This window comes from Burkholderia sp. AU45274 (genome assembly GCF_030482505.1).
In the GTDB taxonomy this organism is placed as follows: Bacteria; Pseudomonadota; Gammaproteobacteria; order Burkholderiales; family Burkholderiaceae; genus Burkholderia.
Map to the genome: position 1 here is coordinate 1022315 of NZ_JAUJQE010000001.1, position 26174 is coordinate 1048488.

Below are 26174 nucleotides of genomic sequence, written 5' to 3' on the forward strand. Positions count from 1 at the left end.
ACATGATCATTCATCTGGACGGCCGCGCGCTGACGGTGGCCGACGGCGCGACCGTCGCGGCCGCCGTCGCGGCGAGCGGCGACGACACGACGCGCGTGTCGTGCACGGGTGCGGCGCGTGCGCCGTTTTGCGGGATGGGAATCTGCCAGGAGTGCAGGATGACGATCGATGGCCGTCGCCGGCTGGCCTGCCAGACGCTGTGCCGCGACGGCATGCAGGTGGAGCGCACGCGATGAAACAGGAACGACTGAGCGTCGACGTCGCGATCGTCGGCGCGGGGCCGGCCGGGCTGTCGGCCGCGCGGGCCGCCGCGCGCAGCGGTGCGACGGTTGCGATCGTCGACGACAACCCGCGTGCGGGCGGGCAGATCTGGCGGCAAGGCGCAGCGGCGATGCCGACGCCGGCCGCCGCCGAGCGGCTCGCCGTATTGCGGCAGCCGAACGTCACGCATCTTTCGGCGACGCGCATCGTCGCCGAAACGCAGCCGGGCACGCTGCTGCTCGAAGACGACGAACGCGGGCTGTTGCTTGATTTCCGCACGCTGATTCTCTGCTGCGGCGCACGCGAGCTGCTGTTGCCGTTTCCGGGCTGGACGCTGCCGGGTGTCACCGGCGCGGGCGGCTTGCAGGCGTTGATCAAGTACGGCCTCGACGTGCGCGGGCAGCGCACGGTGATCGCGGGCAGCGGGCCGCTGCTGCTGGCGAGCGCGGCGACGGCCCGTCAGGCTGGCGCGCGCGTGTCGCACGTGCTCGAACAGGCCGCATGGGGCGACGTGGCCGGTTTCGGGGCAGGGCTGTGGCGCTGGCCGTCGAAGCTCGCGCAGGCCGCGAAGCTCGTCACCGCCGCCTATCGGCCTGATGCGCATGTCGTCGAGGCGTTCGGCGACAAGCGGCTCGAACGCGTGCGGATTCGTCAGGGCGATCGCGAGTTCGACGTCGACTGCGACCGGCTCGCGTGCGGCTTCGGCCTCGTGCCGAACACCGTGCTGCCCAGTCATCTCGGCTGCCGGATCGACGATGGCGCGGTGGCGGTCGATGTGCACCAGCGCACGAGCCGCGATGGGTTTTTTGCGGCGGGTGAGTGTACGGGCGTCGGCGGCAGCGAACTGGCGATGGTCGAAGGCGAAATCGCCGGTTTGGCGGCGACCGGGCAGACGGCGCCGTTGGCCGCGCTGGTTACGCAACGGGCGCACTGGCAGGTGTTTGCCGATGCCGTACGCGAGCGTTTCGCGATCCGCGAACCGATCCGCCGGCTCGCGCGGGCCGACACGTTGCTGTGCCGTTGCGAGGACGTGCGTTTCGACGCCGTCGCGCAAGCGCCGGGCTGGACGGCCGCGAAACTGCAGTCACGTTGCGGGATGGGCGCGTGTCAGGGGCGCGTGTGTAGCGCGGCTGCGCAGGCGCTGTTCGGCTGGACGCCGCCGATGCCGCGTACGCCGCTCGTGCCCGCGCGGGTCGGTACGTTGATGCTGGACGGCACGGCATCCTGCGACGGCGCGTGACGCGTCGCGGCACCACGGCACCACGGCACCACGGCAACACGGCAACACGGCAACACGGCAACACGGCAACACGGCAACACGGCAACACGGCAACACGGCAACACGGCAACACGGCAACACGGCAACACGGCAACACGGCAACACGGCAACACGGCCCGGTTGACACCGGGCCGCGCCATTCATTCCACCTTCACTTTCTCCCATCCGCCGACCTGCGGCGCCGCACAGGCGCGCAGGCACTCGATCGTCGCGGCCACGGCCGCGCGATTCGCGCTGTCGGGGTGCCAATACATCGACACCGCGCCCTGGCCCTCGAGCTGCATCGGCAGGATCCGGATCGCGTTCAATTGCGCGAAGCGCTGCGCAGCGCGGTGCGATGCCACGCCGAGCAGGTCGGTGTTGTTCAGCAGCGTGAGGTTGAGGATCGACGAATTCGATTCGACGCAGTGCGGCGGCCGCACGCGGCCGGCGGCCGACAGCGCGGCCTCCAGCGCGTTGTGCACGGGCGTGCCCGACGGCCACACGATCCACGAGTAGGCGAGCACGTCGTCCCAGCCGACCGACGTCGCACCGGCGAGCGCGTGGCCGGGCCGCGCGACGAACACGACCGGATCGACATACAGCGCTTCGGCATGCAGCAGCGGATCGACGGATGTCGATCCCGAGCGGCCCACGACGATATCCAGTTCGCTGCGTGCGAGCTGCGGCATCAGCTGGTTCATCGTGCTTTCGGTCATCCGCACCTGCGCTCGCGGCATCCGTTTCAGCAACTGCGACACCGCGAGCGGCACCGTGTCGGCCGCCGCCACGCCGGACGTGCCGATCGTCACGAGGCCGCTGCCGCCTTCCCGCAGCGCAGCCATGTCGTCACGTGCGACGTCGAGCTGCGCTTCGACGCGGCGCGCATGCTCGATCAGCGCTTCGCCGTACGGCGTCGGCCGCAGGCCGCGCGCATGCCGTTCGAACAGCGGCAGCCCGACATCCTCTTCCAGTTCCTTCAGCCATTTCGACAGCGCGGGCTGCGTGGTGGCGAGCGCGACCGCCGACTGGCTCAGATTGCCGGTGCCGGCAAGGCTCAACAGTACCTGCAGATGCCGCAGTCGCAGCCGGTGGGTCCAGTCCATCGCATGCCTCGTCGCGAGTAGGTATATCCAGAAACATATGAATCAGATGATTTGACCATTTTACCGGGTATGTCTTGGTCGAATATAAATCCACTAACGGACTGCAGCACGGTTCCCGCCCCGACATAGCGCCGACGCCGATCGGCCGACTCCAAGGAGACATCATGACGACCCACCCGGACGCGTCGCGCGCCGCCTACTACGCACGGATCGCCGAGCAACGCCTGGCGCCGCTGTGGGAATCGCTGCACAACCTCGTGCCGAAAACTCCGCAGCCGGCCGCGCAGGCCGCGATCTGGAAGTACGCGCAGGTGCGCGACCTCGTGATGCAGGCCGGCAGCGTGATCAGCGCGGAAGAAGCCGTGCGCCGGGTGCTGGTGCTGGAGAACCCGGGGCTGCCCGGCAAGTCGAGCATGACGCCGACCCTGTACGCGGGCCTGCAGCTGATCCTGCCGGGCGAGATCGCGCCAAGCCACCGGCACACGCAGTCGGCGCTGCGCTTCATCGTCGAAGGGCGTGGCGCGTGGACGGCCGTGAACGGCGAACGCACGACGATGCATCCGGGCGACTTCATCATCACGCCGTCGTGGGCTTGGCATGACCACGGCAACCCGTCGGAGGAAGCGGGCGGCGAGCCGGTCGTATGGCTCGACGGGCTCGACATCCCGCTGCTCGCGAATCTCGACGCAGGCTTCGCGGAGAACTACCCGGAAGCCGTGCAGCCGGTGAATCGCCCGGAAGGCGACAGCTTCGCGCGCTTCGGTCACAACATGGTGCCGGTGCGGCATCGCGTGAGCGATCCGACGTCGCCGGTGTTCAGCTACCCGTATGCCCGCACCCGCGAAGCGCTCGACGCGCTGTACCGGAACGGCGAGCTCGACGCGTGGGACGGCGTGAAGCTGCGCTACGTCAACCCCGCGACGGGCGGCTGGCCGATGCCGACGATCGCGACCTTCATGCAGTTCCTGCCGGCCGGTTTCGACGGCCGCACGTACCGCAGCACCGACGCGACGATCTACTGCGTCGTCGAAGGCCGCGGCACCGCGCATATCGGCGGCAATGCATTCGAATTCGAGCCGCACGACATCTTCGTCGCGCCGTCGTGGGCGCCGGTGCGGCTGTCTGCGTCGTCCGACAGCGTGCTGTTCAGCTATTCCGACCGGCCTGTGCTGTCCGCGCTGAACCTGCTGCGCGAAGCGCGCGACTGACGCCGGCCGGTTTCGACGATTCGTTTCCCGTTTCCCGTGCGTCGCTGCGGCGGCGCGCCCCTTCATTCGTATTGACGCTGGAGCCATTCATGACTTTCGTTTTCCCGCCCGAAGCGCCCGTGGCGCTCCCCGTTGCCGGCAGCGACGCGCAGTTCGCGGTACGCCGTGTGTATTGCGTCGGTCGCAACTACGCGGCCCATGCACGTGAAATGGGCTTCGATCCCGATCGCGAGCCGCCGTTCTTCTTCTGCAAGCCGGCCGACTCGATCGTGCCGGTCGCGTACGGCGACACGCTCGACCTCGCCTATCCGTCGCAGACGCAGAACTATCACTACGAAGCCGAGCTTGTCGCGGTGATCGGCAAGGGCGGTTCGGACATCCCGCTCGAGCACGCGCTCGAACACGTGTGGGGCTACGCGGTCGGCCTCGACATGACGCGCCGCGACCTGCAGATGAAGATGCGCGAGATGGGCCGTCCGTGGGAAATCGGCAAGGCATTCGACCGCTCGGCGCCGATCGGGTCCGTGCATCCGGCGAGCGACGTCGGTCACTTCGAACAGGGCGGCCTGTGGCTGACCGTCAACGATGCGACGAAGCAGAAGAGCGACGTGTCGCACCTGATCTGGTCGGTCGCGGAAACGGTGGCCGACCTGTCGAAGTTCTTCCGCCTCGAACCGGGCGACGTGATCTTCACGGGCACGCCCGAAGGCGTCGGCGCGGTGGTCGCGGGCGACGTGATGAAGGTCGGCGTCGAACGGCTCGGCGAGCTGACCGTGCGCGTGGTCTGACGCATCTTCATCGAAAGGCGACATCGTGCAACTGCATAGCTTCTTCAACAGTTCGACGTCCTACCGGGTGCGCATCGCGCTCGCGCTGAAAGGGCTGCCGTACGACACGCTGCCGGTGAACATCCGCACCGGCGAGCATCGCGAGGCGGCGTACGTCGCGAACGTGAACCCGTCGGCCGCGGTGCCGGCGCTGGTCGATGGGGATTTTCGTCTCGGGCAGTCGCTCGCGATCCTCGATTACCTCGACCAGATCCAGCCGACGCCTCGACTGATTCCGCTCGAACTGCACCATCGTGCGCGCGTGCTGGAACTCGCGACGCTGATCGCATGCGACATCCATCCGGTCAACAACCTGCGCGTGCTGCGCTATCTCGACACCGAGTTGAAGGTCACGCCGCAGCAGAAGACCGCGTGGTACCGGCACTGGATCGCGGAAGGGATGGCCGCCGTCGAGCGGCTGCTCGCGCGCGCGGACGACGGCCCGTGGTGCTTCGGCGACACGCCGACGCTCGCCGACGTATGCCTCGTGCCGCAGGTCGCGAACGCGTTGCGGATGGATTGCGACTTGAGCACGTATCCGCGCAGCCTCGCGGTATATGAACACGCGCGGCACGAGCCGGCGTTCGAGGCCGCGCAACCGCAGCGGCAACCGGATTACGTCGCGTAACACGAAGCAGGAGACAGACATGGGCGAGACACAACACAACGGCCGGCGCGTGCTGGTGATCGGCGGCGGCATCGGCGGGCTCGCGACGGCGCTCGCGCTCGCGCGCCAGGGCATCCGCGTGAAGCTGCTCGAACAGGCCGACCGGATCGGCGAGATCGGCGCGGGGATCCAGCTCGCGGCGAACGCATTCAACGCGCTCGACGCGCTGGGTGTCGGCGAGGCCGCGCGCGGCCGGGCGGTGTTCACCGACTGGCTGCAACTGATGGATGCGGTCGATGCGCGCGAGGTGGCGCGCGTCGATACGGGCGCCGCGTACCGCGAGCGCTTCGGCAATCCGTATGCGGTGATTCATCGCGCGGACATTCACCTGTCGATCTACGAGGCGGTCAAGGATCATCCGCTGATCGAATTCCGGACGAGCACGCAGGTGTGCGGCTTCGAGCAGGACGGCAACGGCGTGACCGTGACCGACCAGCACGGCGAACGTTATCGCGCCGATGCGGTGATCGGCTGCGACGGCGTGAAATCCGCGATCCGTCAAGCGCTGATCGGCGACGCGCATCGCGTGACGGGCCACGTCGTGTATCGCGCGGTGGTCGACGTCGACAACATGCCGCAGGACCTGCAGATCAATGCGCCGGTCGTGTGGGCCGGCCCGCATTGCCATCTCGTCCACTACCCGCTGCGCGGCGGGCGGCAGTACAACCTCGTCGTCACGTTCCACAGCCGCGAGCAGGAAACCTGGGGCGTGCGCGAGGGCAGCAAGGAAGAAGTGCTGTCGTACTTCGACGGCGTCCATCCGCTGCCGAAGCAGATGCTCGACCGGCCGACGTCGTGGAAGCGCTGGGCGACCGCCGATCGCGATCCGGTCGAACGCTGGAGCGAAGGCCGTGCAACGGTGCTCGGCGACGCCGCGCATCCGATGACGCAATACATCGCGCAGGGCGCGTGCCAGGCGCTCGAGGACGCGGTGACGCTCGGTGCGGCCGTCGCCCGGACCGATGGCGACTTCGAGGCCGCGTTCGCGCTGTACGAACGTGTGCGGATTCCGCGCACCGCGCGCGTGCTGTATTCGGCGCGCGAGATGGGGCGGATCTATCACGCTAAGGGCGTCGAGCGGCAGGTGCGCAACGGCCTCTGGGTCGGCCGCACGCAGGCGCAGTTCTACGACGCGCTCGACTGGCTGCACGGCTGGCGCGCGGAGGATTGCCTGAAGTCCGTCGCGTAACGCGGCGCGGTTGGCCGATTCCGGCGGCGCGCATTTCAACGACACGACGCGCGACCGCCTTCCTGGAGGAGACATCATCATGGCCGATACGCTGTCCATCGACGTCAGCGAATGGATCGACCGGCATCGCGTGGCGCCGTTTCAGGCCGCGATCGTCGTCCTGTGCTTTCTGATCGTCGCGATCGACGGTTTCGATACCGCATCGATCGGGTTCATCGCCCCCGTCATCCGCGCGGAATGGGGGCTGTCGCCCGCGCAGCTCGCACCGGTGTTCGGCGCGGGGCTCGCCGGGTTGATGGCCGGCGCGCTCGTGTTCGGGCCGTTCGGCGACCGGTTCGGCCGCAAGCGGCTGCTGCTCGCCTGCGTGGCGTGCTTCGGCATCGCGAGCGCCGCGTCGGCGAGCGCGGGCGGCCTGACCGAGCTGATCGCGTGGCGCTTCGTGACCGGGCTCGGGCTCGGTGGCGCGATGCCCAATGCGATCACGCTCACGTCCGAATACTGCCCGGCGCGGCGCCGTTCGCTGCTGGTGACGACGATGTTCTGCGGCTTCACGATCGGCTCCGCGCTCGGCGGGCTCGCGGCTGCGTCGTTGATCGAACACCACGGCTGGCGCGCGGTGCTCGTCGTCGGCGGGGCCGCGCCGTTGTTGCTGCTGCCGGTGCTCGCGTGGCGGCTGCCGGAATCGGTGCGCTATCTCGTCAACGCAGGTGCGGCGCGCGAACGGATCGCGGCGATGCTGGGGCGCATCGCACCCGATCCGCATCTTGCGAACGCTTCGTTCATCGCGCCCGACGGCAAGCCGGCCGGGTCGCCGCTTGGCCGCCTGTTCGGTGCCGACCTGCTGCGCGGCACGCTGCTGCTGTGGCTCACGTTCTTCATGAGCCTGCTCGTGATCTACCTGCTGTCGAGCTGGCTGCCGACGCTGCTGCGCACGACCGGCGCGACGCTGCAGACGGCCGCACGCGTCACCGCGATGTTCCAGATCGGCGGCACGCTCGGCGCGATCGTCCTCGGCGGCTTGATGGACCGTTTCGATCCGCATCGTGTACTGGCCTGCAGCTATGCGGCGGCCGGTGTGTTCGTCGCCGCGATCGGCGTGTTTGCCGCATCGCCGTGGGGCGCCGCGCTCGCCGTGTTCGCGGCCGGCTTTTGCGTGTCGGGTTCTCAGGTCGGCGCGAACGCGTTGTCGGCCGCGTTCTATCCGACCGAGTGCCGCACCACCGGCGTGAGCTGGGCGAACGGGATCGGCCGTGGCGGCTCGGTCGTCGGATCGATGGCGGGCGGCGCAATGCTCGCGATGGGCGTGCCGTTGTCGACAGCGTTCGCCGTCGTCGCGGTGCCGTGCGTGATCGCGGGGATGGCGGTGCTGGCGCTCGGTGTGGTTCGCGCCGATTCGACGCGCGTAACTGCCGCGAAGGCGATGGCGGGCAAGCAGGCCTGAGCGAAGGAGGGGGCAAGGCCGCCTGCCTCTGCCGGTAAACCGCGGGGAACATCATTATATAAATCAATATAATATTGATTCTTTAATTGTGTCCCTGCGCCGATGAACGACGATCTTTCCACCGGGTTGCCGGAACCCGACCCGATGCGTGCGGCTGCCGAATCGGCCTGCGCGCTGCTCAAGGTGATGTCGAATCCCGACCGGCTGCTGCTGCTCTGCGAACTGTCGCAAGGCGAGCGGTGCGTCAGCGATCTCGAGACGGCGCTGGATATCCGCCAGCCGACCCTGTCGCAGCAGCTCGGCGTGTTGCGGGACAACGCGCTGGTTCGCACGCGCCGCGAGGGCAAGAACATCCACTATTCGCTCGACAGCCCGGCCGCGATCGCGGTGATGGGCGTGTTGTACGAACAGTTCTGCGGCCCGGCCGCGAAGGGGCGGCGCGATGCAGCTTGATGCGCTTCATTTCACGCCGTGGCTGTCGCTGGCCGGCGGCGTCCTGATCGGGCTCGCGGCCGCGTGGCTCGTCGCGTTCAACGGCCGGATTGCCGGCATCAGCGGCATCGTCGGCGGTCTGCTCACGGCACGCGCGGGCGAGCGCGACTGGCGCGCTGCGTTCGTCGCCGGGCTGATCGCCGCGCCGCTTGTGATGTACGTCGCAGGGAATCGTATGACGCCGCTTGTCGATGCAGGCTGGGTCGAACTGGTGGCGGCCGGGCTGCTGGTCGGCGTCGGCACGCGCTATGCGGGCGGTTGCACGAGCGGCCACGGCGTGTGCGGGATGTCGCGCGGTGCGTTGCGCTCGGCGGTCGCGACGGTAGTCTTCATGGTCGCAGGCTTCGCGACCGTCTTCGTGCGACGGCACGTGCTGGGAGGCTGACGTGCAGGCAGGATTCGCGTTTCTGGCGGGGCTGCTGTTCGGCACCGGCCTCATCGTGTCGGGCATGGCCAATCCGCAGAAGGTGCTCGGTTTTCTCGACCTGGCGGGCCGCTGGGATCCGTCGCTCGCGTTCGTGATGGCCGGCGCGACGGGCGTGGCCGTGTTCGCGTTCGCCTGGGCGAAGCACCGGACGCGGACGTGGCTCGGCTTGCCGATGCAGTTGCCGGCCGTGCGCGCGATCACCGTGCGGCTGGTTGCCGGAAGTGCGGTGTTCGGCATCGGCTGGGGGATCGCCGGGTTCTGCCCGGGGCCCGCGATCGTGTCGATCGGCTTCGGGTCGGCGAAGGGGATCGTGTTCGTCGTCGCGATGCTGGTAGGGATGGCGGTGTTCGAGTGGGTCGAGCGGCGCAGGAGTGTGCGGTGATGTCGGGGCCGCTGCGTGCCAGGCAGGGTGCGGCGGTTGCGCGTGCAGCGCGACGTGACGACCGATGCGATTGCGCGGCATTTCCCGGCCGGAACGCGGATGAACCAGCCGCCGGGCGGGATGCTGCTGTGGATCGCGCTGCCGGACGGCATGCGCTCCGAGGCGCTGTTCGACGCCGCGCTCGCGCACGGAGTCAGGATCGCACCCGGCTCGATCTTCTCGAATTCCGACCGCTTCGACCGCTATATCCGGCGCGCTTGCACGCGCGAGTTCGATGCGGCGCACGAAGCGGCATTTGAAACGCTCGGCCGCCTCGTACGGGAAGCCACCGCAGCCACGTAAGCATGGTGTCGGCCGGCCGGGCCAGCGAATTCGCAGGCCCTCCGGCTTTCCGGGCCACCGACGCGGCCAGCCGTCGCCATTTCATCGGCTGGCCGAGTGCGTGGCGAGGTGCTGGCGGATCAACGACAGGTAACGATCGCCGACCGAGAAATCGCGAGCGGCGCGCGGCCGTTCGGCCTGGCGCAGCGTGGCCGGTGCGCTCATGCCCAGATACCGGCATACGGCGGACGGGAAGGGCTTGCGCGTATGCCCGAGCTGGCGAGCCGCGCGCTCGACGCGGGCATCACCGACCTGAGCGCGGAGCCACGCCAGCACTTGGCGATCAGCTTCGTTGACGATACGGACCAGATGTTCCATCGCGCACCTCACTGTTCATAAATACAGTACTGTAAATATAACCAGTGTTTGCGGTGACCGCAAGCGGGTGCGCATGCGGCTGGCCGTTCGGCCAGGGTCAGCGAGCCGGTACGGTGGTTCGCGTGATCCGGCCAGCAGGAGCGGCGGGCGCCACAGGAGCCGCAACCTTCGTGTAGCGCGCGTCGGTCAGCGTGCCGAGGAACGCGACGATGTCGTCGATTTCCGCGTCGCTCAGTGCGGGTGGCGTGCCCGGCCGACGGTTCATCGGCGTCGAGTTGACGTTGATGTTGCCGCGGTAGGCGGCCGGCACGTCGTCGAACGTTCTGGCCCCGTGATACCAGAAGCCCGGGTCGGTCGAGCGCGTGTTGTAGAACGCGACCGCGTCGCGCAGCGTCGTGAACACGCCGTTGTGCATGAACGTCTGCTTGACCGCGACGTTGCGCAGCCCCGGCGTGCGCAGGTAGCCGCACCATTGCGTCGGCTCGGGCCAGCGCAGCCGCCGTGCGGTGTCGCACAGCCCGTTGTCGAAATGGCGCGGATCGCGGTTCGCCGGCAGCGCGCGGTTGCGCGGCACCGCGATCGCGTCGTAGCCGAAATCGGTGAAGAGCGAACGCTCCGGGCGGCTCGACGTCTCCGACAGCGTATGGCAGCTCATGCAGTTGCCCTTGTCGGGATTCCGGAACAGCGCGAGGCCGCGCATTTCGGCCGGCGCGAGTGGCTTGCGCGTGCGCAGGAAAACATCGAAACGCGACGTGAACGGCGCCATCTCGTCGCTCTGCAGATAGGCCTCGACGGCCAGGCCCATCGCATGCACCAGTTGCTCGGGATCGCGCCGCACCGGCGCGCCGAAACGTGCGGCGAGATCGGGCGCGAGTTCGGTCGCGTCGACCTTGCGCAGCAGCGCGGCCGGCGACCGGTTGTTCATCTCGTTCGGATCGAACAGCGGCCCGCGGATCTGCTCGGCGAGCGTATCCGCGCGGCCATCGCTGAACAGGCCGCCGAACGGCGACGGCGCGGGTGCGTCGTCATCCTGGTAGAAGTGGCGGCGCGGCACGTAACGCACATAGAGCAGCGACGGCGCGTTGCGCTGGCTGAAACGCCCGGGCCGGCTGCCTTCCGGCACACCGGGCCCCGCGAGCGAGGCGGGCGACAGCGTCGGCGCGAACGCGCGGCCCGGATCGTGGCAGCCCGCGCACGACATGCCGCGCGGCTCGGACAGCCGCGGATCGAAGAAGATCCGGCGGCCGAGCGCGACGAGCGTCGGGTCGGGCGCGAAGCGGGCGGTCGCCGCATCGATCTTGCCCGTCACCTGCGGCGTGCCGTTGCCGATCGTGTCGACCACTCGCGAAGGCGGCGCGCCGGGGAGCAGGACCGTTTCGGCCGGCGCGGCGTGAGCCGCGAGCGTCAGGCCGGTGAATACGACCGCCGTGGCTAGCGTGCGCAGCGTTTGCAGGCCGCCCGCATGGCGGCCGTCACATCGAACCCCTTCACTCACGGCGCAATGAACCCCGTCTTGTCGCAGGCGAGCGTCGTGCCCGACTGGTCGCACGACGCGAGCAGCTTGCCGGCCGCCGAATACGCGTGGAACACCCAGCCGGTCGCCGGGGCGGCGCGACGTTCCATGATCAGGAAGCCGAAGCTGTTGTTGTGCGACAGCCGTTCGATCACGGCGCCCGGTGCGGGCGTCAGGCCGGCCGGGAACGGGTCGGGCAGCGCGACGTCGAGATTGTCGCCGCCGTTGCCGGACACGATCGTCGCGGGATGCCCGGACGAGAAGTTGATTGCCTGGAAGTCGTGCACGTGCCCGTGCAGCGCGACGTGCACGCCGGGCGGGTAGTACGCCTGCGCGTTGAGGCTCGACATCACCGACTGCAGCGCGAGGTTGCCCGGCGCGGGCGTGCTGCCGGCGATCGGCGCGAACGCGAGGATCGGATGGTGGTTCGTGAAGATCGTCGTCGTCATGCCGGCCTTCGACGCGAGCGCGGCGACCGTCTGGAACTGCTTCTGGTAGATGCCGAATTGCGCGTCGGTCGTCTTGAGCGGCGTGCGGCCGACCTTCGCGGTGTCGAACACGATCACCTGCGAGCCGCCGCCGAGCGACACCGCATAGGGTTCCGAATAGTTCGCGTTGTTGTCGTTGGCCGGATCGTCGCACGAGCGCGCGGCCGAATACGGGCGCGGATCGAGGAAGCGGAACCAGCCCTGGCCCGCCCGCGCGCACTCCTCGTGGTTGCCGCGCACGACGACCCATGGCGCCTTCGCGAGCAGCGGCGCGGCCGGGCGGAACAGGTCGGCCTGCCACGTATCCCAGCCATAGCCCCACGGGCTGTCCTTACAGCCGGCGATGTCCGGCGGGCACGCGTTCTCGCGATAGTGGTAGTCGCCGATGTGCATCACGAGGTCGGGCGACAGCTTCGCGACGCTGGCCGCGATCGTGTCGAACGGCCACACCGTCGCGTCGTTGCACGCCTGCCACGCGTTGTCGGCTTTCTTCATGCGGCAGCCGGTATCGGCGATGATCGCGATGCGTTGCGGCTGCGCCTTCGGCAGCGGCAGCGTGCGGCCCGCGACGCTCGCCGCCTGCGCGCCGGCCGGCAGCGTCATCTCGCAGACGGACACCGGGAAGCTCGACGGCTTCGAATCGGACGGATCGCTGGCGGTGGGCCGCTGGGCGACGGTCGCGGCGCCCGCGCGCACGGCCATGCGCGACAGCTTGCCGTCGACGGTCAGTTGCGGGCACAGCGGATCGCCGGCCGACGCGGGTGTGTAGTTCGTGATGACGCGCGCGATCGCCTGGTTCGACTCGCCGATCTCAACCCATGCGGCCTGGACGTTGGCCGATGCGCTCGCCGGATCGGCCGGCGAATCGATGTGGTTCGAGCACGCGGACAGCGCGGCGAGGGCAGCAAGGGGAGCGCAGCGCATGAGCAGCGCGCGCGTGAGGAGTCGTCGCATGGGAGGCACCGTAGGAAAGTCGTCAACGATACGCAGCGCGAATGTAAGAAATATGAAAAAACCGGGCGCGACAGGGCGCTTGAGCACGGCCCGGGGGCTTGACCTCAAGCCGGCTTGAAGCAGCAAAGTGCGAGGCACGATCAATGAGCCAGAAGGGGAATCGACGATGGAAACCAGCCTGCCCAATGACGAACAATCCGTGCTCTGGAACGGCCCGTCGGGGCGCGCGTGGGTCGACACGCAGGCGCCGATCGACCGGATGTTCGAGCCGCTGGAAAAGTTGCTCGTGGATGCGGCGGCCACGTCGTCCGCGCGCAGCGTGCTCGACGTCGGCTGCGGCACGGGCGCGGTCACGCTCGCGATTGCGCGGCGGCTAGCGGCGGACGCGCAATGCACGGGCATCGATATCTCGGCCCGGATGATCGACGCCGCGCAGGCGCGTGCCGAACGCAGCAGCGTTCACGCCCGTTTCGTGCGCGCGGATGTGCAGACCCACGCGTTCGAGCCCGCGAGCGTCGACCTGATCGTGTCGCGCCTGGGTGTGATGTTCTTCGACGATCCGGTTCGTGCTTTTGAGAATCTGCGGCATGCGGCACGGCCGAATGCGCAGATGCGGTTCGTCGCATGGCGCAGCGCGGCCGACAATCCGTTCATGACGATCGCCGAGCGGGCCGCTGCGCCGTTGCTGACGAACCTGCCCGCCCGGCGGCCCGGCGCGCCTGGGCAATTCGCGTTCGGCGACCGGCAGCGCGTTGCGTCGGTGCTGTCGGACAGCGGCTGGGCGGACATCGTGATCGAGCCGGTCGATCTGGCGTGCGCGCTGCCTGCTTCCGCGCTGGACGACTACATCTCGCGGCTGGGCCCGGTCGGGCTGGCATTGCTGGCGGTGGACGAGGCGACCCGGCGGCGCGTGGTCGACACGATGCGTGCCGCGTTCGCGCGTTACGTTGAGGGTGCCGATGTGCGCTTCGACGCGGCATGCTGGCTCGTGACGGCGCGGGCACCGTCCGCGTAACGCGTTGCGGTAACGAGGCAGGTCAACGAAGGGCCGGCCGGTTCGCCCCGCGCGTGGCCGTTCGCGCGGGACGAAGCCGGGCCGCGTGACGCACGCGCGTCAGTGTCGCCGCGCGCGCAACATCAACCACGCGCATCCGCCGGCGACCAGGGCGAGACCGAGCAGCACGGCTTCGACGCCGAGTGCAAATCCGGGCGGCATGTTCCCGGTATCCGGCACCGGCGACAGGTTGACGCCCATCGCGATGGCGCCGCCGGCGAGCAGCGCCGCGCAGACGATCCAGTAGACCTTGCCGCTGGGCGCCGCGGCCCGGATTCGCCACAGCGCGATGCCGGCGCCGCTGAGATAGAGCACGGCGAGCGTGCCGAGCGCGATGACGTCGGAGGCGCGGCTTTGCAGTAGTCCGGTCATCGTGCCGCTCCATCGTGGATGGCGAACCGCCACGGCATGGCAAGGGCGGAGTTCATTCGGCCTCCGTCGCATGCCCCGGCGCGCGGCTCAGCAGATGCGTGCGCTTGTCGGCCGCGAGCGACACGTAGCGTTCGTACTGGCGCAGCACATCGGCAATCACTTCGTCGCCGCGCAGGTATTCGACGTCGTAGCCGAGCCGCCCGTCCTCGAAGAACGTGACGATCCCGTACACGTGGGCCCGTTCCGCTTCCGGCTCGGTTGCCTCGCGCACCAGGAACGCGGCCGCGGATTTCACCGTCACGCGCACGCCGTACACGAAATCGCGGTGGTCGGCGGTCGGCACGGTGAGCCGCACGGCATCGTCGCTGTCGCGCTGCACGTTCGCATCGACGCCGCTCGCGCGCAGCTCGTCGGCGACCTTGCGCAACGCGGGCTCGACCGTCTCGGCGACGAACTGGCGCGCTTCGGCTTCGGTCGTCTGCCGCAGGATGTGCGTCAGGCGGTGGCGCCAGTGCTGGCCGGTCCAGAAGCTCGTCGCGGGCGCGATGTCCTGCGAATAGTGCGCGCGGTCGGCCGCGAGCCCGCGCCACAGCCCGTAGCAGAGCGCGAGCATGATGATCGCCACCGGAAGCGCGGCGATCAGCGTCATCGCCTGCAACGCGCCGAGCCCGCCGGCGACGAGCAGCACCGCGGCCGTCACGCCGAGCAGCGCGGCCCAGAACAGCCGTTGCCACACGGGCGAGTGCGCGTTGCCGCGCGTCGCGATCTGGTCGAGCACGAACGCGCCCGAATCGGCGGACGTGACGAAGAACACCGCGATCAGCACGATCGCGACGATCGACAGCCCTTGCGACAGCGGCAGGAAATCGAAGAAGCGGAACAGCAGCGCGTCGACGTTGGTGGCCGTCTGCGCTAGCGCGCCGGCCGCGCCGTGCGTATCGAGCCAGATCGCGCTGTTGCCGAACACGGTCATCCACACGAGATTGAACGCGGTCGGCACGAGCAGCACGCCGATCACGAACTGACGGATCGTGCGGCCACGCGAGATGCGCGCGATGAACATGCCGACGAACGGCGACCACGATACCCACCATGCCCAGTAAAGGATCGTCCAGCCGCCGAACCAGCCTTCCTCGCGCGGCGATGCGTACGCATAGGTGCGGAACGACAGGTCGACGAGATGCGACAGGTACTGGCCGATGTTGTCGCCGAGCGCGCGCAGCAGGAACGACGTCGGTCCCGCGACGACCACGAACGCGAGCAACAGGAACGCGAGCAGCAGGTTCAGCTCGGACAGCCGCCGCACGCCCTTGTCGAGGCCACTCGCGGCGGAAGCACCCGCGAGCAGCACGACCAGCACGACCAGCCCGATGCGGAACGCGTTGCCGCTGGTGTCCCAGCCCACGACCGTGTGCAGGCCGGCGCTGATCTGCATCACGCCGTAGCCGAGCGTCGTCGCGATGCCGGCGACCGTGCCGACCAGCGCGAACGCGTCGACCGTGTGGCCGATCCAGCCGTTGATGCGCTCGCGCAGCACCGGATACAGCCCCGAGCGCAGCGTCAGCGGCAGGTTGTAGCGGAAGCCGAAATACGCGAGCACGAGCCCCATCAACCCGTAGATCGCCCATGCGTGGAAGCCCCAGTGGAAGAACGTCATCAGCATCGCCTCGCGCGCGGCGGCGGGCGTGCCGGGGTCGACGGTCGGCGGCTTCAGGAAGTGCTGCATCGGCTCGCCGACGCCGAAATACATCAGGCCGATACCCATGCCGGCCGCGAACAGCATCGCCGTCCACGACACGAAGCTGAATTCGGGTTCGGCGTCGTCGGGGCCGAGCCGGATGTTGCCGAAGTCGCTGGCGGCGATCAGCACGAGAAACACGAGGAAGCCGGTGACGGCGAGCACGTAGAACCAGTCGAAGCGTGCGATGACCCATTGCTGGCCGGCGGAGAACAGCGCGCCGGCTTCGCTCGGGTGCAGTGCGCACACGACGAGCAGTGCGCCGATGACCGCGAGCGCGGGCAGGACGACCTGCGGCTTGAACGTCGTGCGGGGCGAGGGACGGGAATCTGGCATGGCTGGCATCCAGTTGTGGGCGCAACGAGGCGCGACGCCGCCCGGCGCGCGTGTCGCGCGTCGGACCCTGATACGGCGTGCGTCGAGTGTACCGCGGTGTCAGGACTGCAAGAAGGGGGCATGCAGAAGAGGTGAACCTGACGAATTGTAAGGTATTGGGAGGATCGAGAAAACCCGGGAGGTTCGCCCGGCGGGCGGACGGGGCGCGGCAAACGCCGTGGCGGACGTTTATCGGGCGCCCGGACGGCGCGCGTGGAATGCGGGAAATGCGCGTGTCGTCCGGGGCAGGGGCAGCGCGCCGAAAGCGCTGCCGCGAGGGTTCAGAACGTGACGGCGATGCCGGCCATGCCGACGAACTGGCCGCGCGTCGTCGACGGCGTGAGCTGCTGCGAATCGCCGACGATCGGTGCCGCGTCGATCACGTGGCCCGCGCCTTGCGCACCGAGCGTCTGCCCGCTCGAATGCGTGTACGCCTGCAGCGCATAGAGCGTCGTGCGCTTCGACAGGCTGTACGACTCCTTCAGCGAATACTGCTGGTAGCGGGCCGCACTGTTGATGCCGTTCGCCTTCGACGCGAGCGTGTACGCGAACGCGCCGGCCACCGAGAATACCGGCGTGAAGCGGTACGCGGCGAGCGCGCCGTAGGTGTTGAACACGGCCGTGTCCGTGAACGCGGAGCCGTTGCCGGGCAGGTACTTCACGTTCGAGTAGTTGAGACCCATCGTCAGGTCGCCGAGCGTGTAGTTGCCGGCCGCCGCGACCTGCTCGACGGCCTTCGCGGTCAGGTAGCCCTGGTTCAGCACCGACACCGCGAAGCTGCCCGACGCGGCGGTCGCCGGATTCAGGAAGCCCGCCGACGAGCCCGAGCTGTTGATGCGCAGGTAGCCGGCCGCGACGCCGATCGGCCCGTTCGCATAACGCAGCGCGGCGCTGAACGTGTTGCCCTTGCCGGTCGCGCCGGCAATGCCGCCGAAGGCATACATCGCGCTGGCGGTCAGCCCGGCGAAGGTCGGCGACGTATAGGTGACCGAGTTGTTCACGCGTGTCGTCGTGTCGAGGCCGTCGATGTCACCCGGATGCGCGCCCGTCGCGCCGGTCAGCCAGCTGCTCGACGCGTACGGGCCGACGAACAGGAAGTAGGGCGTGTACTGGCGGCCGGCCGTCATCGTGCCGTAGTGATCGTTGCGCAGGCCGACGAACGCCTGGCGATTGAAGATCAGGCCGGCGGCGGATTGCGCGCCGTTGTTCAGGTTGAAGCCGGACTGCAGGTCGAAGATCGCATGCGTGCCGCCGCCGAGATCCTCGTCGCCGCGTAGCCCGAACTTCGACGCATACAGGTTGCCGTCGCGCATGTAGACGTTCGAGTGGCCCTGCTGGTTGTTCACGTACGCGAGCGAATCGTCGACGACGCCGTACAGCGTCACGCTGCTCTGCGCGTGGGCGGCGGTCGTGCCGAGCGATGCGGCCGATAAAATCAGGATTGCATAGCGATTGACGGGTGCTTTCATTGACGATCTCCAGATCTCTTCATCTTTTCAAGGGGGGGCGGGAGGCTCGGTCGCCTCCTCTGTGGCGGGCGGCGGGCCGCGTGAACGGCCCGTCTTGCGCGGGTGACGCGGTTCAGCTGTCGAATGCGACGACGAGGCGGCGCCATGCGCCGTCCTGCGCATCCTGCTCGACATGCGCGCCGCGCACGGCGACCGGGCCTTGCAGCGACGCGGGCAACAGGATCTCGACGCGGTCGGCCGGGCGTGCGGGGCGGCCGTCCCAGCGCACCGATACGCCGAGCGCGCCCGACGCTTCGCGGCCGGTCTCGATGCGCCACAGCCCGTATTCGCCGTCGCGCCATGCTTCCGTCTCGCCATCGTCCTCGACGCATTCGCCGTACGCGACACCGTCCTCGATGCGCGGCGCGACGAGGAAGCCGCGCGTGTCGGCACGCGCGCCGAAATGCTGTTCCGCGACGTTCAGCGGCAGCACGCGGCCCTCGCGCAGCAGCATCACCGGCGTGTCGAGCGGCGCGGGCAGCGTCACGCTCGCGCCGCCGTTGAACGCTTGCGCGCTCGCGCAGCACAACCAGCGCGCGCCCGACGGCAGATAGACGGTGCGCACCGTCAGGCCGGGATCGACGACCGGCGCGACGAGCAGCGCGTCGCCGAGCATCATGTCGTCACATTCGTCGTAGCAGCGCGCATCGCCGGGGAAATCGGCGAAGGTCGGCCGCAGCACGGGTTCGTAGCGCGTCGTCGACAGCCACAGCAGGTGATAGAGGTAGGGCAGCAGCCGGTAGCGCTGCTTGATCAGCGACGCGATCTGCGCGGTGATCTCCGGATACATCCACGGTTCGTTGACGGTGCCGTCGTCGTTCCACGAGTGGATGCTGAAGCGCGGCATGAAGATGCCGAACTGCACCCAGCGCAGCAGCAGTTCCGGCGACGGCGCGGGCCCGGAGAAGCCGCCGATGTCGTGACCGATGTTCGACACGCCCGACAGCGCGAGCCCGAGGCCCATCTTCAGGTTGTAGCGCAGGGTTTCCCACGACGTATAGTTGTCGCCGGACCAGGTCTGCACGTAGCGCTGCATGCCGGCGCCGCCGGAGCGCGACACGAGGAACGGCCGCCGCGCCGGCGCATGCGCGCGCTGCGCGTCGCGCGACGCGCGCATCATCAGCATCGTCTGCAGCACCTTCGCTTCACGCACGGGATACGGCTGGCCGAAACCGTGCGCGATCGCGTCGGGCGACCAGATCTCGTACTCGTTGTTGTCGTTCCAGGTCGACTCGATCCCGTATTCGAGCAGCGCCGACGTGACCTGCTCGCGCCACCAGCGATACGCGTCGGGCTGCGTGAAGTCGAGATACGCGCCGACTTCGTCCCAGAACTGCACCCATGCGGGCTCGCCGGACGCCGAGCGGATCAGCAGCCCGCGCCTGGCCGCCTCTTCGAATGCGGGATGGTCGCGCAGCAGGCACGGCTTGATGTTCGCGCACACGCGGATGCCGTGGTCGCGGTAATGCTTCACGAAGCCCTTCGCGTCGGGAAACTTGTCGAGGTTCCAGTTGAACACGTAGCGCTTCGCACCGATCGACGTATAGCCCGACGACAGGTGGAACGAATCGCACAGGATGTCGTGCGTGTCGCATTGCTCGACGAACTGGTTCATCTGCTGCTGCGCGTCCGGCGCATCGGTGTAGCGCATCGTCGAGCCCGAATAGCCGAGCCCCCATTTCGGCGTGCGCGCGGGGCGCCCGGTGAGCCACGTGAAGCGCCGCGCGGCGGCGAGCGGCGTGTCGGGCGACGCGATGAAGTAGTAGTCGAGATCGCCGTGCTCGGCGACGAAATAGCGGTATGGGCCGTGATAGTTGTCGAGCTCGCGGCCCATGTCGAACGCGCAGTCCGACAGCGTGTCGTAGAACAGCCCGAACCCCTGGCACGCTGCGGGCGACCAGGTGATGTAGAACGGAATGTGCTTGTACAGCGGGTCGGTGTGTTTCGCGCTGTAGCCCATCGCGTCGATGTTGCGCATCTCGAAGCGCGCGCCGGTGCGGTCGAGGTCGCCCGCACGTTCGCCGAGGCCGAACACCTTGTCGCCGCGCTCGCGGGCGACGTAGTGATACGCGCGATCGTCCCACCAGCCGAAGTTGTACGCCTGCGTCGCACGGTCGGCGAGTGCGACGCGCCAGGTGCCGTCCGCGCCGCGCATCGACCACGTGCAATGGCCGCCTTGCCGGCGCACCGCGAGCCGGATCTGTACGGTCTCGATGCACACGCTCTCATCGTCTTCGACGAGGGTAACGGAGGGCAGCGCGAAGCCGCTCAAGTCGAGGCGGTCGCGCCCGTCGAGCGGCACGTCGTCGAGGCCCGGCGCGATCGACCACGTGCGCGGGTTGCGCGCCGTCGCGTCGGGCAGCACGCGCACCCGCACGATGTCATCCTCGAGCACGAAGATCTCGACGGTTGCGCCCGCCTCGGACGCGAGCAGCACACGGTTCGCGTGCTGGCCGGCGACGCGGAACACGGGCGGATGAAGAAGCGAAGTCATGAATGCGATTCCTGGTAAGGGCGAAGGTCAGGCGTGCCGGGCGAGCAGGCGTTCCTGCTTCGACTGCCCGCGGATCAGCATCGCGAGCAGCGTGACGCCGATGATGTCGAACAGGCCGAGGCACGCGAACAGCGGCGCGTAGCCGATCTTGTCGGCGAGCGCGCCGACCAGCAGCGAGAAGCCGAGCCCGCCGATCCACGCGGCCATTCCGGCGAAGCCGCTCGCGGTGCCGACTTCCTCGGGATCGAACACGTCGGCCGACAGCGTGTTGACGAGCGCGGAGATCATCTGGTGCGCGAAGCCGCCGACGCAGAACAGCGCGATGGCCATGTACGGCGACGCGACGAGCCCGATCATCGCGGGACCGAGCATCAGCACCGCGCCGAGCGCGACGCCGGCAACGCGCGACCACACGAGCGGCAGCTTGAACCGTTTCGCGAGATACGGCGACAGGTAGCCGCCCGCGATGCCGCCGAGGTCGGCCGCGAGAAACGGCATCCACGCGAAGATCGCGATCTGCTTGAGTTCCATGTGGCGCTCGGTCGCGAGATAGAGCGGAATCCAGAAGCTGAAGGTCTGCCACGCGGGCTCGGCGAAGAAGCGCGGCAGCGCGATGGCCCAGAAGCGCCGCGCGGTGACGACGTCGCGAATGCGGCGCTTCGACACGGGCGGCATCGTCGCCTGGCCGTCGCGGATCAGCGCGCGCTCCTGCGGCGTGATGCGCGGATGGTCGGCTGGCGACCGGTACTGCGCATACCAGAGCGCGGCCCACACGAAGCCGAGCGCGCCGGTGGCCATGAACGCGGCCTGCCAGCCGAACCGCATCGACAGGAACACGACGAGCGGCGGCGCGATCGCGGCGCCGAGCGACGTACCCGCGTTGAAATAGCCGACCGCGACGGATTTCTCGCGATCGGGAAACCATTCGGCGACCGCCTTCATCCCGGACGGAATCGCGGCGGCTTCGAACAGGCCGAGAAAGCCGCGCAGGATGCCGAGCGACAGCCAGCCCGACGCGAAGCCGTGCGCGACGCCGACGATCGACCACAGCATCGCGAACAGCGCGAACCCGAGCCGTAGCCCGATCAGGTCGACGACGAAGCCGCACACGGGCTGCATGATCGTGTAACCGATCTGGAACGCGCCGACGATGTACGAATACTGCTGCGTCGAGATCGAAAAGACCTGCTTCAGCTCGGGGGCGAGCACCGCGAGGGAGTTCCGTGCGAGGTAGTTGAGGATCGTGCCGAGACATACGAGCACGATGATCCACCAGCGCAATGCCTTGACTGTCTTCACTGCTGTCTCCTGTCAGAGGGGCGGGCGCCCAGCGCCCGCCGATCCGTAAGGGCCATCCGCCCGGGATGGCTTATTCGTTTTATTCGTACGATGTCCGATCTTGATTGGAGCGGGTTATGCCGGCTTATATCGAAAATACGGTATTCGAACGAACATTTTGTCGTCGTCGAGCTGCGACGTTATCTGACGACTGATCATTTTCGAGCATCCTATGTTCGAATTCGAATCCGGTCAACGTGAAAATGTATTCGAACGAACTTGCTCGGGGTTTTCCCGAGGAGCACGGCCACACAGCGTGCTTGGCAACGCACGGCGATCACGCGCGAAGGCCCGTGCGGCGGGGCAGTGCGCGCATCGGGTGGTCGAAAGGCGCGGGGCGCGCCGTGACGAACCCTGATGAAAATTTATTTCTTTTCGAGACGGGAGTTGTGTAAATTCATTTTCATCATCCTTGCAACAACCCTTCGCATGACGCCTCTCGTTCCGCCCGACGCCAGTCACGACGAACCCGCGATCGCCGAGCGGATCGCGTCGGCGATGCCGTTGATGACGCCGATCCACCGCCGCATGGGCGAGTTCGTGCTCGCGAATCCGTTCCGCGCGGCGACGATGCGCATCGACGAACTCGCGCAGGCCGTGAACGCGTCGATCGCGACCGCGAACCGCTTCGCGAAGGCGCTCGGTTTCGACGGCTATCCGGCGATGCGCGCGGCGCTCGTGCGTGGCTTCGAGGCGACGCTCGGGCCGGTCGAGCGGCTGCGTTCCGCGCAGGAGCAGGAGCCCGGCGTACGCGGCGCCGCGTGGATCGACGCGGTATTCGACCAGGCCGTCGCGAACATCGAGAACACGCGTGCGCAACTGGACGCAGCCGATGTCGAGACCGCGGTCGAGGCGATCGTCGGCGCGCGGCGCGTGCTGATTCTCGGCGCGGGGTCGAGCGCGTTTCTCACCGGGCTGATGGAGCACGGGCTGTCCGTCTGCCATGACAACGTGCAGTCGCTCGCATTGCTCGGCGGCCCGTCGCACGCGGCGCGGCGGCTGTACACGGCCGACTCGCGCGATCTCGTGATCGCGCTCGCATTTCCGCGCTACGTGAAGGACACCATCGAACTGGCCCGTCGCGCGGCGGCGCGCGGTGCGCGCGTGCTGGGCATCTCCGACGGCCCGCAATCGCCGCTTGCGCCGATTGCGTCGCTGAACCTGTACGTCAAGGCCGAGCGGCGCTTCGCGGCGACGTCGGAAGCGGCCGTGCTCGCGATGATCGAGGCGCTGATCGACGCGGTCGCGCTGCGCACGCACCGGTCCGCGAAATCCGCGGCCGAGATGACCGAATTCCTGCTGCCGTGGCTCATCCAGCCGCAAGCGACGCCACCGGCCGCCAACCCTTCTACTCACCGTCCGAAAAAAACATGACTTCACCCGCGATCGTTGCGATTCACGGCGGCGCAGGCACGATCCTGCGCGAGGCGATGGATTCCGACACCGAACGTCAGTACCGTGCCGAACTGACCGCCATCCTGACGGCCGCGCAGCAGGTGCTGGCCGACGGCGGCAGCGCGCTCGACGCCGTCACCGTCGCGGTGCGGATGCTCGAGGATTGCCCGCTGTTCAACGCAGGACGCGGCGCCGTCTATACGGCGGAGGGCAAGCACGAACTCGACGCGGCGGTGATGGACGGCGCGACGCTCGGTGCCGGCGCGATCTGCTGCGCGACGCGCGTGCGCAATCCGGTGCTGGCCGCGCGGCGCGTGATGGAAGCGAGCGAGCACGTGCTGTTCGCCGGTGAGGGCGCCGATGCGTTCGCGGCCGCGCAGGGGCTCGAACTCGCGGAACCGGATTACTTCCACACCGAGGCGCGTCACGCGCAGTGGGTCAAGGCGCGCGCAGCGGCGGGCGCCATGCTCGACCACGACGCGGCGACGTTCACGTTCGGCGCATCACAGCAACTGCAGCAGCCGGCCGAACCGCTCGACCCGGACCGCAAGCACGGCACGGTCGGCGCGGTCGCATGCGACCAGCACGGCCACATCGCGGCGGCGACGTCGACGGGCGGCATCACGAACAAGCAGCCGGGGCGTGTCGGCGATTCGCCGATCATCGGCGCGGGCTGCTATGCGGACGACGCAACCTGCGCGGTGTCGTCGACGGGCACCGGCGAGATGTTCATCCGGCTCGCGACCGCACACGACGTGGCCGCGCAGATCGCGTATCGCGGCGCATCGCTCGCCGACGCCGCGCACGACGTCGTGATGAACAAGCTGCCGCGCCTCGCGGGCCGCGGCGGGATCATCGCGGTCGATGCGCAGGGCAACGTCGCGATGCCGTTCAACACGGAAGGGATGTACCGCGGCTATGCGCGCGTCGGCGAAGCGCCGGTGGTCGGCATCTATCGCGACGACGACACGGCCTGATCCCGGCCCGCACGAGGAGGAGACCCACGATGACTTCGAGCCGTAACCCGTCCGGCCTGGTGCTGCCCGAGCAGCGCGTGGTGGCCGTCGACGACCTGTCGGTCACGTTTCGCCGCGAAGGCGCGACGTTCGACGCGGTACGCAACGTGTCGTTTCACGTCGACCGCGGCGAGACGCTCGCGATCGTCGGCGAATCGGGCTCGGGCAAGTCGGTTACGTCGCTCGCGCTGATGCGGCTCGTCGAGCACGGCGGCGGCGCGATCACGAACGGCCGGATCGCGTTCCGCCGGCGCGGCGGTGCGATTGTCGATCTCGCGCAGGCCAGCGGCGCGACGATGCGCGGCATTCGCGGCGCGGACATCGCGATGATCTTCCAGGAGCCGATGACGTCGCTGAACCCGGTGTTCACGGTCGGCGACCAGATCAGCGAGGCGATCGCGCTGCACCAGTCGAAAAGCCTGTCGGAAGCACGCGCGGAAACGCTGCGGCTGCTCGAACTCGTGCGCATTCCGGAGGCGCGCCGCGTGTTCGCGCGCTATCCGCACCAGTTGTCGGGCGGGATGCGGCAGCGCGTGATGATCGCGATGGCGCTGTCGTGCCGGCCGTCGCTGCTGATCGCCGACGAGCCGACGACCGCGCTCGACGTGACGATCCAGGCGCAGATCCTGCAACTGGTGCGCGGGCTGCAGGACGAGATGAACATGGGCGTGATCTTCATCACGCACGACATGGGCGTGGTGGCCGAAGTGGCCGACCGCGTGCTCGTGATGTATCGCGGCGAGAAGGTCGAGGAGGGCGAGTCGGATCGCATCTTCGCGGCGCCGGAGCATCGCTACACGCGCGCGTTGCTCGCGGCCGTGCCGAAACTCGGCTCGATGCAGGGCACCGATGCGCCCCAGAAATTCCCGCTGCTGAAGGTGGAGGGCGCGAGCACGGCGGCGCCGGCTGCGTCGCCCGCCCCCGCGGCGAACGACGCTGCGCAGCCGCCCGTCGATCAGTCCGCGTCGCCGATCCTGCGCGTGCGCGATCTCGTGACGCGCTTCCCGGTGAAGAGCGGTGTGTTCGGCCGCGTGTCGCAATACGTGCATGCGGTGGAACGGGTGAGCTTCGAGCTGCGCGCGGGGGAGACGCTCGCGCTGGTCGGCGAATCGGGCTGCGGCAAGTCGACCACCGGCCGCTCGCTGCTGCGCCTCGTCGAATCGCAGAGCGGCTCGATCGAGTTCGACGGCCGCGACATCAGTGCGCTGAAAGGCCCGGACCTGCAGGCGCTGCGCCGGAACATCCAGTTCATCTTCCAGGATCCGTTCGCGTCGCTGAACCCGCGCCTGACCGTCGGCTTTTCGATCATGGAGCCGCTGCTCGTGCACGGCGTCGCGAGCGGCCGCGAAGCGCAGGCGCGCGTCGACTGGCTGCTCGACAAGGTCGGCCTGCCGCCCGAGGCCGCGCGCCGCTATCCGCACGAATTCTCGGGCGGCCAGCGCCAGCGGATCGCGATCGCGCGTGCGCTTGCGCTGAACCCGAAAGTCGTGATCGCCGACGAATCGGTGTCGGCGCTCGACGTGTCGGTGCAGGCACAGATCGTCAACCTGATGCTCGACCTGCAGCGCGAGCTCGGCGTCGCGTATCTGTTCATCTCGCACGACATGGCTGTGGTCGAGCGCATCAGCCATCGCGTCGCGGTGATGTACCTCGGCCAGATCGTCGAGATCGGCCCGCGCCGCGCGGTGTTCGAGGCGCCGCAGCACCCGTACACGAAGAAGCTGATGAGCGCGGTGCCGGTGGCCGATCCGGCACGCAGGCATGCGCCGCGCCAGCTGGCGGCGGACGAAATCCCGAGCCCGATCCGCGCGGTCGGCGACGACCCGGTCGTCGCACCGCTCGTCGCGGTCGGCCCCGATCATTACGTCGCGACGCATCGCGTCGGCGGCGCGTACTGAAGCAATGCGTCGCCACGGCGATGCGCGAGCGTGCAGGAAGTCGAAACCGAAACGCCCGTGAGGCGTCACCGATT

Annotated in this window: 23 protein-coding genes and 1 pseudogene; 15 read left to right on the forward strand and 9 right to left on the reverse strand. The window is 68.6% G+C overall.

Annotated features, from left to right (window positions below):
• Positions 1–2: 2 nt before the first annotated feature.
• Entirely contained in the window at positions 3–236 is a 234-nt protein-coding gene (locus QZM35_RS04620; RefSeq protein ID WP_012338331.1) for a 2Fe-2S iron-sulfur cluster-binding protein, read from the forward strand.
• Positions 233–1501, forward strand: coding sequence for an FAD/NAD(P)-binding oxidoreductase (locus tag QZM35_RS04625; protein ID WP_301775481.1), 1269 nt, complete (start codon positions 233–235; stop codon positions 1499–1501). Before QZM35_RS04620 ends, QZM35_RS04625 begins: the two co-directional genes overlap by 4 nt.
• Positions 1502–1680: 179 nt before the next feature.
• Here the strand turns inward: QZM35_RS04625 and QZM35_RS04630 are convergent, their stop codons facing one another.
• A complete protein-coding gene (locus QZM35_RS04630) occupies positions 1681–2625 on the reverse strand; it encodes a LysR family transcriptional regulator (protein WP_089427719.1) in 945 nt (314 codons plus the stop codon).
• A 164-nt stretch (positions 2626–2789) separates the two neighbouring features.
• On the opposite strand from QZM35_RS04630, the gene gtdA reads away from it, so the two are divergent.
• The 9 genes and pseudogenes from gtdA to QZM35_RS04675 form a co-directional block, all read left to right on the forward strand.
• Entirely contained in the window at positions 2790–3833 is a 1044-nt protein-coding gene (gene gtdA, locus QZM35_RS04635) for a gentisate 1,2-dioxygenase (protein WP_301775482.1), read from the forward strand.
• Positions 3834–3922: 89 nt separating this feature from the next.
• On the forward strand, positions 3923–4621 hold the full coding sequence (locus QZM35_RS04640) for a fumarylacetoacetate hydrolase family protein (protein WP_301775483.1): 699 nt from the start codon (positions 3923–3925) through the stop codon (positions 4619–4621).
• Between the two features lie 25 nt (positions 4622–4646).
• The gene (gene maiA / locus QZM35_RS04645; RefSeq protein ID WP_301775484.1) at positions 4647–5288 is read left to right on the forward strand and encodes a maleylacetoacetate isomerase; all 642 of its coding nucleotides are present in this window, start codon (positions 4647–4649) and stop codon (positions 5286–5288) included.
• A gap of 19 nt (positions 5289–5307) precedes the next feature.
• Positions 5308–6516: a 3-hydroxybenzoate 6-monooxygenase gene (locus QZM35_RS04650; RefSeq protein WP_301775485.1), complete on the forward strand. Its 1209-nt coding sequence runs from the start codon at positions 5308–5310 to the stop codon at positions 6514–6516.
• A gap of 79 nt (positions 6517–6595) precedes the next feature.
• A complete protein-coding gene (locus QZM35_RS04655; RefSeq protein WP_089429121.1) occupies positions 6596–7957 on the forward strand; it encodes an aromatic acid/H+ symport family MFS transporter in 1362 nt (453 codons plus the stop codon).
• Between the two features lie 102 nt (positions 7958–8059).
• Positions 8060–8410 (forward strand): helix-turn-helix transcriptional regulator, encoded by a 351-nt coding sequence (locus QZM35_RS04660; protein WP_089427714.1) that lies wholly within the window; start codon positions 8060–8062, stop codon positions 8408–8410.
• On the forward strand, positions 8400–8834 hold the full coding sequence (locus QZM35_RS04665) for a YeeE/YedE family protein (RefSeq protein WP_301775486.1): 435 nt from the start codon (positions 8400–8402) through the stop codon (positions 8832–8834). The genes QZM35_RS04660 and QZM35_RS04665 overlap by 11 nt, the downstream gene beginning before the upstream one ends.
• Position 8835: 1 nt before the next feature.
• Positions 8836–9258 carry a DUF6691 family protein gene (locus tag QZM35_RS04670; protein ID WP_301775487.1) on the forward strand — a complete coding sequence of 141 codons (423 nt, stop codon included), beginning with the start codon at positions 8836–8838 and terminating at the stop codon, positions 9256–9258.
• A 33-nt stretch (positions 9259–9291) separates the two neighbouring features.
• A pseudogene (locus QZM35_RS04675) lies at positions 9292–9600 on the forward strand (PLP-dependent aminotransferase family protein); the annotation flags it as partial.
• An 81-nt stretch (positions 9601–9681) separates the two neighbouring features.
• Here the strand turns inward: QZM35_RS04675 and QZM35_RS04680 are convergent.
• The 3 genes from QZM35_RS04680 to QZM35_RS04690 form a co-directional block, all read right to left on the reverse strand.
• A complete protein-coding gene (locus QZM35_RS04680; protein WP_011355479.1) occupies positions 9682–9957 on the reverse strand; it encodes a hypothetical protein in 276 nt (91 codons plus the stop codon).
• A gap of 97 nt (positions 9958–10054) precedes the next feature.
• Positions 10055–11452 (reverse strand): cytochrome-c peroxidase, encoded by a 1398-nt coding sequence (locus QZM35_RS04685; protein ID WP_301775488.1) that lies wholly within the window; start codon positions 11450–11452, stop codon positions 10055–10057.
• Complete coding sequence (locus QZM35_RS04690) at positions 11449–12912, reverse strand: metallophosphoesterase (protein WP_301775489.1); 1464 nt, start codon at positions 12910–12912, stop codon at positions 11449–11451. The genes QZM35_RS04685 and QZM35_RS04690 overlap by 4 nt, the downstream gene beginning before the upstream one ends.
• A gap of 166 nt (positions 12913–13078) precedes the next feature.
• Between QZM35_RS04690 and QZM35_RS04695 the strand changes: the two genes are divergently transcribed.
• Positions 13079–13927: a class I SAM-dependent methyltransferase gene (locus tag QZM35_RS04695; protein WP_301775490.1), complete on the forward strand. Its 849-nt coding sequence runs from the start codon at positions 13079–13081 to the stop codon at positions 13925–13927.
• 99 nt (positions 13928–14026) lie between these two features.
• On the opposite strand, the gene QZM35_RS04700 is transcribed toward QZM35_RS04695, so the two are convergent.
• From QZM35_RS04700 to QZM35_RS04720, 5 genes are all read right to left on the reverse strand, one after another.
• Positions 14027–14338 (reverse strand): hypothetical protein, encoded by a 312-nt coding sequence (locus QZM35_RS04700; RefSeq protein ID WP_089427709.1) that lies wholly within the window; start codon positions 14336–14338, stop codon positions 14027–14029.
• Between the two features lie 52 nt (positions 14339–14390).
• Positions 14391–16412, reverse strand: a complete 2022-nt coding sequence (locus QZM35_RS04705; RefSeq protein WP_301775491.1) for a BCCT family transporter — start codon at positions 16410–16412, stop codon at positions 14391–14393.
• 320 nt (positions 16413–16732) lie between these two features.
• Positions 16733–17920, reverse strand: a complete 1188-nt coding sequence (locus QZM35_RS04710; RefSeq protein WP_089432551.1) for a porin — start codon at positions 17918–17920, stop codon at positions 16733–16735.
• A 112-nt stretch (positions 17921–18032) separates the two neighbouring features.
• Positions 18033–20453 (reverse strand): glycoside hydrolase family 31 protein, encoded by a 2421-nt coding sequence (locus tag QZM35_RS04715; RefSeq protein WP_301775492.1) that lies wholly within the window; start codon positions 20451–20453, stop codon positions 18033–18035.
• A 27-nt stretch (positions 20454–20480) separates the two neighbouring features.
• Positions 20481–21752 (reverse strand): MFS transporter, encoded by a 1272-nt coding sequence (locus tag QZM35_RS04720; protein WP_301775493.1) that lies wholly within the window; start codon positions 21750–21752, stop codon positions 20481–20483.
• A gap of 468 nt (positions 21753–22220) precedes the next feature.
• Here QZM35_RS04720 and QZM35_RS04725 point away from each other — a divergent pair, with 468 nt between their 5' ends.
• Genes QZM35_RS04725 through QZM35_RS04735 form a run of 3 tightly spaced genes read left to right on the forward strand, consistent with a single transcriptional unit; the run spans position 22221 to position 26100 of the window.
• Entirely contained in the window at positions 22221–23165 is a 945-nt protein-coding gene (locus QZM35_RS04725) for a MurR/RpiR family transcriptional regulator (RefSeq protein ID WP_301775494.1), read from the forward strand.
• Positions 23162–24163 carry an isoaspartyl peptidase/L-asparaginase family protein gene (locus QZM35_RS04730; protein WP_089427703.1) on the forward strand — a complete coding sequence of 334 codons (1002 nt, stop codon included), beginning with the start codon at positions 23162–23164 and terminating at the stop codon, positions 24161–24163. Before QZM35_RS04725 ends, QZM35_RS04730 begins: the two co-directional genes overlap by 4 nt.
• A gap of 29 nt (positions 24164–24192) precedes the next feature.
• Positions 24193–26100: a dipeptide ABC transporter ATP-binding protein gene (locus QZM35_RS04735; RefSeq protein ID WP_301775495.1), complete on the forward strand. Its 1908-nt coding sequence runs from the start codon at positions 24193–24195 to the stop codon at positions 26098–26100.
• Positions 26101–26174 lie beyond the last annotated feature (74 nt).

What these genes read in the sequence shown, in the direction of transcription:
- QZM35_RS04730 (WP_089427703.1), top strand. Translation starts at nt 23,162, where the DNA reads ATGACTTCACCCGCGATCGTTGCGATTCACGGCGGCGCAGGCACGATC.
- QZM35_RS04695 (WP_301775490.1), top strand. Translation starts at nt 13,079, where the DNA reads ATGGAAACCAGCCTGCCCAATGACGAACAATCCGTGCTCTGGAACGGC.
- QZM35_RS04640 (WP_301775483.1), top strand. Translation starts at nt 3,923, where the DNA reads ATGACTTTCGTTTTCCCGCCCGAAGCGCCCGTGGCGCTCCCCGTTGCC.
- QZM35_RS04655 (WP_089429121.1), top strand. Translation starts at nt 6,596, where the DNA reads ATGGCCGATACGCTGTCCATCGACGTCAGCGAATGGATCGACCGGCAT.
- gtdA (WP_301775482.1), top strand. Translation starts at nt 2,790, where the DNA reads ATGACGACCCACCCGGACGCGTCGCGCGCCGCCTACTACGCACGGATC.
- QZM35_RS04630 (WP_089427719.1), bottom strand. Translation starts at nt 2,625, where the DNA reads ATGGACTGGACCCACCGGCTGCGACTGCGGCATCTGCAGGTACTGTTG.
- QZM35_RS04700 (WP_089427709.1), bottom strand. Translation starts at nt 14,338, where the DNA reads ATGACCGGACTACTGCAAAGCCGCGCCTCCGACGTCATCGCGCTCGGC.
- QZM35_RS04665 (WP_301775486.1), top strand. Translation starts at nt 8,400, where the DNA reads ATGCAGCTTGATGCGCTTCATTTCACGCCGTGGCTGTCGCTGGCCGGC.
- QZM35_RS04680 (WP_011355479.1), bottom strand. Translation starts at nt 9,957, where the DNA reads ATGGAACATCTGGTCCGTATCGTCAACGAAGCTGATCGCCAAGTGCTG.
- QZM35_RS04690 (WP_301775489.1), bottom strand. Translation starts at nt 12,912, where the DNA reads ATGCGACGACTCCTCACGCGCGCGCTGCTCATGCGCTGCGCTCCCCTT.
- QZM35_RS04710 (WP_089432551.1), bottom strand. Translation starts at nt 17,920, where the DNA reads ATGAAAGCACCCGTCAATCGCTATGCAATCCTGATTTTATCGGCCGCA.
- QZM35_RS04650 (WP_301775485.1), top strand. Translation starts at nt 5,308, where the DNA reads ATGGGCGAGACACAACACAACGGCCGGCGCGTGCTGGTGATCGGCGGC.
- QZM35_RS04705 (WP_301775491.1), bottom strand. Translation starts at nt 16,412, where the DNA reads ATGCCAGATTCCCGTCCCTCGCCCCGCACGACGTTCAAGCCGCAGGTC.
- QZM35_RS04660 (WP_089427714.1), top strand. Translation starts at nt 8,060, where the DNA reads ATGAACGACGATCTTTCCACCGGGTTGCCGGAACCCGACCCGATGCGT.
- QZM35_RS04625 (WP_301775481.1), top strand. Translation starts at nt 233, where the DNA reads ATGAAACAGGAACGACTGAGCGTCGACGTCGCGATCGTCGGCGCGGGG.
- QZM35_RS04715 (WP_301775492.1), bottom strand. Translation starts at nt 20,453, where the DNA reads ATGACTTCGCTTCTTCATCCGCCCGTGTTCCGCGTCGCCGGCCAGCAC.
- QZM35_RS04725 (WP_301775494.1), top strand. Translation starts at nt 22,221, where the DNA reads ATGACGCCTCTCGTTCCGCCCGACGCCAGTCACGACGAACCCGCGATC.
- QZM35_RS04735 (WP_301775495.1), top strand. Translation starts at nt 24,193, where the DNA reads ATGACTTCGAGCCGTAACCCGTCCGGCCTGGTGCTGCCCGAGCAGCGC.
- QZM35_RS04620 (WP_012338331.1), top strand. Translation starts at nt 3, where the DNA reads ATGATCATTCATCTGGACGGCCGCGCGCTGACGGTGGCCGACGGCGCG.